Annotated in this window: 5 protein-coding genes; 4 read left to right on the top strand and 1 reads right to left on the bottom strand. The window is 70.5% G+C overall.

All coding sequences use genetic code 11. The features are described 5' to 3' along the window. Nucleotides 1-272 precede the first annotated feature (272 nt). Nucleotides 273-1,142, bottom strand: a complete 870-nt coding sequence (locus ASF25_RS15965; RefSeq protein ID WP_156369026.1) for a hypothetical protein — start codon at nucleotides 1,140-1,142, stop codon at nucleotides 273-275. 128 nt (nucleotides 1,143-1,270) lie between these two features. Between ASF25_RS15965 and tssI the strand changes: the two genes are divergently transcribed. From tssI to ASF25_RS15940, 4 genes are all read left to right on the top strand, one after another. Then, nucleotides 1,271-3,637 (top strand): type VI secretion system tip protein TssI/VgrG, encoded by a 2,367-nt coding sequence (gene tssI, locus ASF25_RS15960; RefSeq protein WP_056305832.1) that lies wholly within the window; start codon nucleotides 1,271-1,273, stop codon nucleotides 3,635-3,637. An 11-nt stretch (nucleotides 3,638-3,648) separates the two neighbouring features. Next, nucleotides 3,649-4,794, top strand: coding sequence for a DUF2169 domain-containing protein (locus ASF25_RS15955; protein WP_056305830.1), 1,146 nt, complete (start codon nucleotides 3,649-3,651; stop codon nucleotides 4,792-4,794). Between the two features lies 1 nt (nucleotide 4,795). Beyond that, on the top strand, nucleotides 4,796-5,239 hold the full coding sequence (locus ASF25_RS15950) for a PAAR-like domain-containing protein (RefSeq protein ID WP_056305828.1): 444 nt from the start codon (nucleotides 4,796-4,798) through the stop codon (nucleotides 5,237-5,239). Nucleotides 5,240-8,205: 2,966 nt separating this feature from the next. Next, nucleotides 8,206-9,273 (top strand): RHS domain-containing protein (locus tag ASF25_RS15940; RefSeq protein WP_210168826.1); only part of this gene is annotated, 1,068 nt, incomplete at its 3' end.

Here is a 9,273-nt window from a genome sequence, read left to right as displayed (position 1 = left end):
CCTGCCGTAGCTTGGCAACGATCTCCTCGGGCTTCGGGTGCTTTGCCATCTTGTCCGTCCTCCAGGCTCAAAAGCCATACCAAAGAGCGGACCACTTCAATGGGGGCTGACCAGAACCACTTGCCGGGGCAGTTTCGGACGTCTGGAGCACGGACCCCGTCCCGAGCAGATCCGGCATTCATGCCCGACCGGCTCCGTTACCCGAGAGAGAGCCCGCATTGCTCGGCGAGAGGGCGCCGAGTGGGTCTTCAGGACGCGGATCTTCGGATCTGTCACCCCGGCGCCGGGACGTGCGACGCCCCAGGACCGGCCGCCGCCTGCCGGCGCAGCGCGCTCCGCAGTTGGTAGACGAGATCCCGCTTTTTCCCCAGCAGGGTCGCCACCTCGGCCGCGGGTCGGTCCGAGAGCAGCAGGGCTCGTGCAGCGGCGTCGAGCCAGTCCCGGCGCCCGGGCCGGGGGCCGCACAGCCGTCGGCGCATCACCATCGCGGTGTTCCGCGGCACGCCGTGGCGGGCGGCGAAGGCCCCCGGCGGCAGGCGATCAAGGTCGTCCCGGCGGGCCTGCCACCAGGCGGCGGTCTCCCGCACGAAATCCTTGGCGAGACGCTGGCGCAGGCGCACGATGACGCTCTGTCCGAGGGGCAGGTCGAGCAGCCGTGGCGCGAGGCGGTGCCGCTCGAGATGCGCCGCCAGCGGCTGGGTCAGGATCACCGCGGGGCTGCCGCGCCCTCCGGGTACGCGGATGCCGCGCACGACCGCAAAGCCGTGCCCGGTCGGGCTGGTGTGGGTCACCCGCCAGGGCGCTCCGAAGACATCGAGGACGATCCGGCGCCCGGACGCAGGAGTTGGCCGCGCGGCGCGGACGTAGCTCGCCCGCTCCCGCACGGCATGGGCCTGGGCCACCGTGCGAACCGTGCATCCCGCCCGTTCGAGCAAGTCCCGAATGGTCGTCCGGGCGAGGCCGTGGGCCACGGCGAGGTCGACGGTGCTGGCGCCCGCCTCGTAGGCGGCGCGCAGGGCGGGCAGGTCGATGGCCGCGGCCGTAGCGTGGCCACGCGCTTGGCTCCGCCCGCGTGGCTTGAGGGGCACAGGCGGGGGCCGGCCAGCGGGTGGGGATGGGAGGTCGGGCGTGTCGTGACGCATGCGGCTGGCCAGGTGAGCACGGTTGAGCGGCGGCGGCAATCACTTGAACGTCGCGGTAGAAAGTTACATAATAGGTCAACCGGAAGTGGTGCGTTGCGTTCCCGGCGTGACGGTTCGGAGACCCGCTGATGGAGCCCCATGTCCGCTACACGCAGGCGGGTCGTCTTCTGTCGATCGCGACGGTGCTGGGCGAGGACGCGCTGCTGCTGGAGCGGCTGGAGGTCGAGGAGGGCCTGTCGGCGCTGTTCACCCTGCGCGCCACGGTGCGGGCCCAGCGCGAGACCGTGCGGGCGGACGAGATCGTCGGCACCGCCGCCGATCTGTCCCTGACCCTGGCCGACGGCATGCCCCGGGTCTGGAACGGGCTCGTGACCGAGCTGCACGAGGGCCCGATCGTCACCCGCGGCGCGCGTCAGTACGCGCTGACCCTGCGCCCGCGCCTGTGGCTGATGAGCCAGCGGTCGGATTGCAGGATCTTTCGCGATCGGACCACGCTCCAGGTGCTCGAGACCCTGTGCGCCGAGCACGGCATCGCCGACTTCGACCTCTCCGGCGTGACGAGCCCGCCGGACAAGCAGCCCTACGCGGTGCAGTGGAACGAGACGGATCTGGCCTACCTGCTGCGGCGGCTGGAGGAGGACGGCACGTTCTACTACTTCGTCCACGCCGCGGGCCGGCACACCCTGGTGGTGGGCGACCATGCCTCGGCCTACCGCGACGGCATCCCCGAGCGGGTGCGTCTCGCCTTCGGCTCGGCCGATGCCGAGCACATCCACGACTGGCGCCGGCAGATGCGCTTCACCCCCGGCAAGCGGGCGGGGGGCGACTGGGAGTTCACCACCCCCAACACCCGCCTGCAGACGGCGACCCCTTCCCTGGTCAGCGTGCCGGGCAACGCGGCCTACGAGCTCTACGAGTATCCCGGCCGCTTCCTGTCGCCGGAGGCCGGCGAGGCGGCGACCCGCCTGCGGGTGCAGGCGACCGAGACCGACTTCGACCGCATCGAGGGCCGCTCGTCGGTGCGCGGCCTCGCGGCCGGGCACCGCTTCACCCCCTACGAGGTGGCGCACCCCGAGCACGTCTACGCGTCGCAGGTGGTGAGCCGGATCCTGCACCGGGCCGAGGACCCGACCTACGAGACGGGCGCGGGCACGCCGCATTACGAGAACGAGTTCGCGGTGATGCCCGCGCACCTGCCGGCCACGCCGCACCGGGGGACGGCGCGCCCGCGCATCGACGGGCTGCAGATCGCCCGGATCGCGGGCCCGCCGGGCGAGGAGATCCACACGGACGCGTTCGGGCGGGTGAAGCTGACCTTTCCGTGGGACCGGCGCGCGAAGGCCGACGGGACCGACACCGGCTGGGTGCGGGTGTCGCAGAGCTGGGGTGGGGGCAGCTGGGGCCAGCAGATCATTCCGCGCATCGGCATGGAGGCGCTGGTGGCCTACCAGGAGGGCGACCCCGACCGGCCGATCGTGGTCGGCATCGTGCCCAACCCGAACAATCCCGTGCCGTACGACCTGCCGGCCAACAAGACCAAGCTCGTGATCCGCTCCGACACCCACAAGGGCACTGGCTACAACGAGGTCTCGATGGAGGACCAGGCCGGCGCCGAGAACCTGTTCACGCATGCCCAGAAGGACATGACCACGAAGGTCTTGAACGACGCGACCACGCGGGTGGACGCCAACCAGGTCCAGAGCATCGGCGCGAACCATGCGCTGGAGGTGGCCAACAACCAGAGCCAACAGGTCGGCGGCTCGCGCTCGCTCACCGTGGGCGCGGTGGGCGGCGCGGCGAGTGCGGGCCTTTCGGCGGTGATGGCGGCGCTGTCGGGCCAGACCGCCGGTCTGCTCGGGCAGGCCATGGGCGTCGCCACGCAGGCCATGAGCGGGGCCGACGGCGGTGGAGCGGCCACGGGTTCGCCGGTGGATACCGGCGCACTCGCAGGCCTCGGACACGCGACCGCCGGGCTTCCGGGCGAAGGCGCTGACGGCTCGGGCGCGGCCGCGCTCGCGCCGCTGGCGGCGGGGTTCGGCGGGCTGATCGGCGGCGGCGGGATCGGCGGCCTCATGGGCGGCGGCCTCGACCGGACCCGCGCCGGGATCAACGACGCGACGGCCCGAAGCCTGCTCGCCGGCGGCGGCGCCGGCATGGCGGGGGCCGGCACGCAGCTCGCCGGTCAGGTCGGCGGGATGATGGGTGGTCTCGGCGGCGTCATGAACACCCTGGTCAGCCGGTTCCAGAACACCACCACCGGCATCGCATCCACCGAACAAGTTGGCGTAACCAAGGTCGTCAATGTCGGACAGACATCAATCGAAAACATCGGCAATGCCAAGAAGGTGGTCGTTGGGGAAGAACTGCTGATCCAAGTCGGCCAGTCGTCGCTGCTGATGAAGAAAGACGGAACGATCCTGCTCAAGGGTGTGACCATCTATATCGATGGGTCCGAGCAGGTTCAACTCACCGGCAAGGTCGTCGACCACAACTGAGGACCGTCCCGATGGAGATGCTGAACCTCAGCCCGTTCCCGAACCTGCGCTTCTACAACACCGACAGCCAGGGCCGTGAGTTCGGGGTGCTTCTGGTCAAGGGGACTTACGATATCGCCGCGGACGGCAGCCTGGCGATCGCGGACGAGCAGGAGCCACTGGTGCTGACCGACACCTATCACGGCGCCCTCAACAGTTCGTCCCTGCGTCTCCCCTCTGACGTGGTGCCCAAGAAGCCACGATCCGACATCATCCTGAACGCAGTCGCCCGTTCGCCCGACGGCGCAGCTCGACCATCTTGGACCTGCGGGATTCGGGTCGAGGGCAAGCACGTTCTGGAAACGCGGCTGCGCGTGACCGGACCGCGCATGTGGGAGCCGGTCTGGGGCGTGTCCGAGCGGGCGCGCGCCACGATGAGCGTGGCAGAGAAGCGGCGCGTGTTCGGCGGTTGGCGCCTAGGGGAGCCGGAGCCGGTTCGCGAGGTGCCGATCCGCTACGAGTATGCCTATGGCGGCCTGCTGACCCGGCCGGGGGCGGACGGGAAGGAGCCATTCCTCGAGGCCGACGAGCACAATCCGATCGGCTGTGGCTGGATCGCCCCCGACCTCACCCCGATCGATGCAGCCATGCCGGCACCGCAGATCGAGGCGGCGGACGAGCCGATCTTGGAACCGCATCGGCGCTATAGTCCGGCCGGGCTCGGGCCGATTCCCCCGGCCTGGCTGCCTCGCCGCCCGCTCGGCGGAACCTACGACGCGCACTGGCAGGCGCATGTCTGGCCGAACTGGCCAGCCGACTACGACTTCGCCTACCACAACAGCGCTCATCCGGACCTGATTTACCCCGGCCTCCTGATCGGGAACGAGACCGTGCGGCTGTCCGGGCTCGGTGGTGAGGACGGACAGCGGGTAATCCGACTGCCGGGCCACGCGATCGTCCTCGAGGTAACGCGGGCGGGAGGGAGCGCCCATGTCGCGCTGATCGAGCTCGATACCCTCTACCTCAATGTCGCCGATCCAGACCCCCGCCGTCACCGCGCGCACCTGAGCTGGCGGACGATTTTCGATCACCGGGAAGTCGAGGCCCTAACCTTCCTGCTCGCCGACTTCGCCGAGCTGATGGCGCAGCCATCGGACAAAACGGAGGAGAGGAGCTGACATGAGCAAGCTGGTCTCCGGCCGCCGCGAAGGCAGCAACCTCATGGTGACGACCGGCCCGGACGTGTGCTGGACGCCGATGGGCGGTGGCATGGTGCCGGTGGCCTACTCCTGCGTCGTCGAGCTCGACGGGTCCGAGCGGGTGTCTCCGGACGTACGCAACAACGCGCTCAAGGACTTCCAGCTCAACACGCGCGCCGTCCGCATCACGGGGCATGAGCCGGGGACAGGCAAGGGCGTCGTAGTCCCGGGCTATAAGAAATACTCGCACGTGAGAACCGCGTGTTCGAGCGTGTTCTCGCACGGCCATGCCGTCGTGCGGGACGGAGACCCGTGTTGGATCAACCATCCCGACATCGGCCCGACCGAGCCGCAGCGCACGATGAGGCCCGTCGAGGTTCCTTCGGTGTGGACGTCGAAACCCGGCTCGGATGCGGGGGCGTAACGTGATGGCGGCACGGTATCTGCACCGCGCGGTAACGGCGGAGACAAGCGCGTGAGCGGCGGGAACCGGTCCGGTGTCGACGGTGGCCAAGCCAGCGTCAGGCTTCCCATGATCACGGCCGGCGAGCCCGACCCGCCGCCCGGACCGACTACCACGAAAGGTCGCGAAGGAGGCCAGCCGAACGAGTCGATCCAGAATGGCAACGCCAACGGCAAGATGGTCGTAGGCGGATCGGCTGCGCCGTCCGAGACAGATGAGCAGCGTCGTCGGCGAATCCTAAACGCGGTGCGTGAGACCCGGACCGGTATGGGCTGGCTCAGCCATGCCGACACCTTCGTGCGCGGTATCGCGAACACGGCGACAAATGGCTTATCAGACAAATTGTCGGCCGGCGTCGATGCCCTCCTCGGTTCGGGTGAAGGCAACTCCCTTGCGGAGCGATATCGCTTCAACACGCAGGTCAACGAGGCCGTCAATCAGGTCGACGCCGAGAACCGACCGACCGCGCAGATGGCGGGCGAGGTGCTGGCGGAAAACCTCCCCTACGAACGCGGGCTGCGTCTCCTGAAAGGGGGCGAGCGAATCCTGAAGCGGCTCGGCCGCGGACGTAAGGTCTGCAAGGCTTGCAGCCGCCGCCCAGTGGTACTGCGCGACGGGACCAAGGTCACCTTCGACGTCGATTTTCTGCTGCACGGTACCCTCCCACTCGACCTCTCGCGCGCCTACGCCTCGGACCTCGACCGCGACGGACCGCTCGGGTGCAACCGCATCGGAAGCTTCGACGAGACCCTGTCGGCGCAGCCGGACGGCAGCCTGCTCTTCGTCATGGCGTCTGGCGTCACCGCCGACTACGCACGCCCCGCGCCCAATATCGGCGAGGTCAGCGTCAACACCCACCACCCCGCGATCACCCTCGCGGCCGGACCGGACGCGACCTTCGCGGCGCGCGAGCACGGCGTGATCCGCCTCTTCCGCCGTGACTCGGACGGGGTGTGGCGCCTCGCCGAGATACGCGATCCCAACGGCAACGCCGCGCGTCTCGTGCGCGACGCAGCCGGCCTGCTCCTGCGCCTCGACCGGTCGGACGGGTTCGCGCTGCTGTTCAAGAACGACGAGGCCGGCCGGCGCTCCGGCGTGACCCTGCGCGCGCCCGGCGGCGAGACCCGGCCGATCAGTCGCTACGCCTACGACGCGAACGGCAACCTGGTCGAGGTCCGCAACACCTACGCCCGGTCGTTCCGCTACACCTACGACGCGGAAGGCCGCTTCACCGCTTACGACGACGGCGTCGCGACCCGGGTCGCCTACGCCTATGACGGGCAGGACCGCGTGATCTCCGTCACGACTCCGGGCGGTGCGTTCGACCACACTCTCGCCTACGAGCCCGAGGCCCGGGCGACAACGTTGGCCTATGCGCGTCTCGTCGGCGCGGCTCGTACCGTGTTCGACGCGGACGGGAACTTCGTCGCGCGGACCGACGGACTTGGCCGAACCCGCACCTACGAGCGGGACGCGTTCGGCGCCGTGGTCGCCGAGATCGACCCGGCAGGCTACCGTACCACCTACGCCTACGACGCCTTCGGCACCTTGAGCGCGGTCACAGACCCTGAAGGCCGGCGCACCGCCTACCACTACGACGAGGACGGGCGCCTCGAGCGGCTGATCGACCCGGCCGGCCAGACCTGGGAATGGAGCTACGACGGGCGGGGCAACCTGGTCTCGGCCGTCGACCCGCTCGGGTACCGCACCGACTATGCCACCGACGAAGCCGGCCTGCTCACCGCGAACATGCGCCACGACGGCCTGATCGAGCGCCGCGACTACGACGCGCAGCACAACCTCGTGCGCCTCGTCGACTATCGCGGCGGCACCACCCTATTCGAACGCGACGCCTTCGGCCGCCTCACCGCCCGCACAGACCCGCTTGGCCAGGTCACCCGCTTCGCCTACGACGAGCGTCCCGGTGCCGACTTCTGGACGCCCACCGCCCTGACGCGGCCCGACGGCGTCACCGTCCGGCGCGAGGCTGAGCCGGAGCGCGCTACCCTGATGCTCACAGACGGCGAGGGCCGGCGCACCCTCTACCGCTACGGACCCTTCGATCTCCTGGAGTCGATCGAGGATCCAAAGGGCGGGCGCCTGCACTTCGCCTACGACGCCGAGGAGCGGCTGGTGCGGGTCGAGAACCAGCTTGGCCGGCACTGGACCTTCGCGCGCGACGCTGCGGGGCGGGTGGTGGAGGAGACCGACTTTTCTGGCCTCACCGCCCGTTTCGCCTACGACCGCGCCGACCGGCTCGTAGAAATGCGCCACGCGGACGGGGCCCACGTCGCCTACGCCTACGACCGCGCCGGCCTGCTCCTGCGCGAGGAGGCCTGGACGCCCGGCGCTGCCGCGCCGGCGGTGACGGCCTACCGCTACGACGCCTGCGGTCGACTGCGCGCGGCGGTCAACGCTGACGCCACGGTGGAGTTCGCACGCGACGCCCTCGGGCGGGTGACCGCGGAGACGCAAAACGGGCGTCGGGTGGAGAGCACCTACGATTGCTGCGGCAACCGAACCGAGCGGCGCATCGGGGAACGGCTGGTGGCGGTGGCCTACGACCCACTCGGGGCGCTCTCGGGGATCGCCGTCGGGGATCGGGTGCCTTTGCGCTTCGCCCGCGACGTGGCCGGGCGCGAATTCCTGCGCGAGAGCGCCGCGGGGTTCCGGCTGGAACAGGCCTGGGATGCGGTGGGCCAGCTGGTCGGGCAGCGGGGCGGGCGCGAGCCGAGTCCGGCGGGTCTGCCGCCAGGGCCGGGGGTGGAGCGGACCTACGCCTGGGCGCGTGACTTCTCTCCTCGCGCGATCGCGGATACGCGCTGGGGCGAGACGACCTACGAGACCGACGCGGCCGGGCAGGTGGTGCGCACGCGCNGGGGGGGGGGGGGGAGCCGAGTCCGGCGGGTCTGCCGCCAGGGCCGGGGGTGGAGCGGACCTACGCCTGGGCGCGTGACTTCTCTCCTCGCGCGATCGCGGATACGCGCTGGGGCGAGACGACCTACGAGACCGACGCGGCCGGGCAGGTGGTGCGCACGCGCCACGGCGACGGGAGCGAGGAGCGCTTCGCCTACGACGCGGCCCTGAACCTCGCGGAGTCGGGAACGGCGGAAGATCGTCTGCGGCCCTGGCAGGTGGCGCCCGGCGGCCGCGTGGAGCGGGCGCGCGGGCCCTTCGGCGAGACGATCCTGCTGAACTACGATGCGCGCCTGCGGGTGGTGGAGCGTCGGGTCGAGCGGGCCGGGTTCCGACCGCGCGTGTGGCGCTACGCCTGGGACGCGCACGACCGTCTGGTCTCGTGCGAGACGCCATCTGGCGAGGACTGGGTGTACGGCTACGATCCATTCGGGCGGCGGGTGAGCAAGCGGCGAGTTCTGGCGGAGGCGGAGGAGGCCTGGGTGCGGGGGCGCTTCCCGGGCTTGGTGCAGAGCGTGGCCGCGGGCGGTCGCAGCGGGCTGGACGTGTGGGCGGCGCGTCCGGCGGGCGCGAGCGACCTCGACGGGCGGCCGCCGGTGGTGGGGATAGCCTACCTCTGGGACGGGGACGTGGTGGCGGAGGAGGCGCCGCTGCGGCTCGACGGCGGCATCGACTGGGGCGACGCCACGCGCTGGCACTACGAGCCGGGTGGGTTCGTGCCGGTGGCGAAGGAGACCCCTGAGGGCAGCCTGCACTACATCGTGACCGATCATCTCGGCACGCCGCGGGAGGTGTTCGGGGAGGCGGGTGACCTCGTCTGGGCGGCGGAGTACCGGACCTGGGGCGCGGTGCGCCGGCTGTGGCTGGCGCAGGCGGACAACGACAATGCCGCGCAATGGGGCGGCACCATTCCTCCGGGCGGACGCGGTGGCGGTGGCCGGACGTTCGGTGCCTTGGCGCTGAAGGACGATCCCGAGGCGATCGCGGCTGCACAGGTCTGTCCAATCCGCTTCCAGGGGCAATGGGAGGATTTTGAGACGGGACTCAGCTATAATCGCTTCAGGCATTATGATGGGCTG

Source organism: Methylobacterium sp. Leaf100, from assembly GCF_001422845.1.
Lineage (GTDB): Bacteria > Pseudomonadota > Alphaproteobacteria > Rhizobiales > Beijerinckiaceae > Methylobacterium.
Note: the sequence above shows the minus strand (reverse complement) of the source record. Positions and strands in the feature narration are given on the sequence as shown.

Bases quoted from the DNA above. Each gene is read 5' to 3' on its own strand.
- ASF25_RS15965 (WP_156369026.1), bottom strand. From the start codon at position 1,142: ATGCGTCACGACACGCCCGACCTCCCATCCCCACCCGCTGGCCGGCCC.
- tssI (WP_056305832.1), top strand. From the start codon at position 1,271: ATGGAGCCCCATGTCCGCTACACGCAGGCGGGTCGTCTTCTGTCGATC.
- ASF25_RS15950 (WP_056305828.1), top strand. From the start codon at position 4,796: ATGAGCAAGCTGGTCTCCGGCCGCCGCGAAGGCAGCAACCTCATGGTG.
- ASF25_RS15955 (WP_056305830.1), top strand. From the start codon at position 3,649: ATGGAGATGCTGAACCTCAGCCCGTTCCCGAACCTGCGCTTCTACAAC.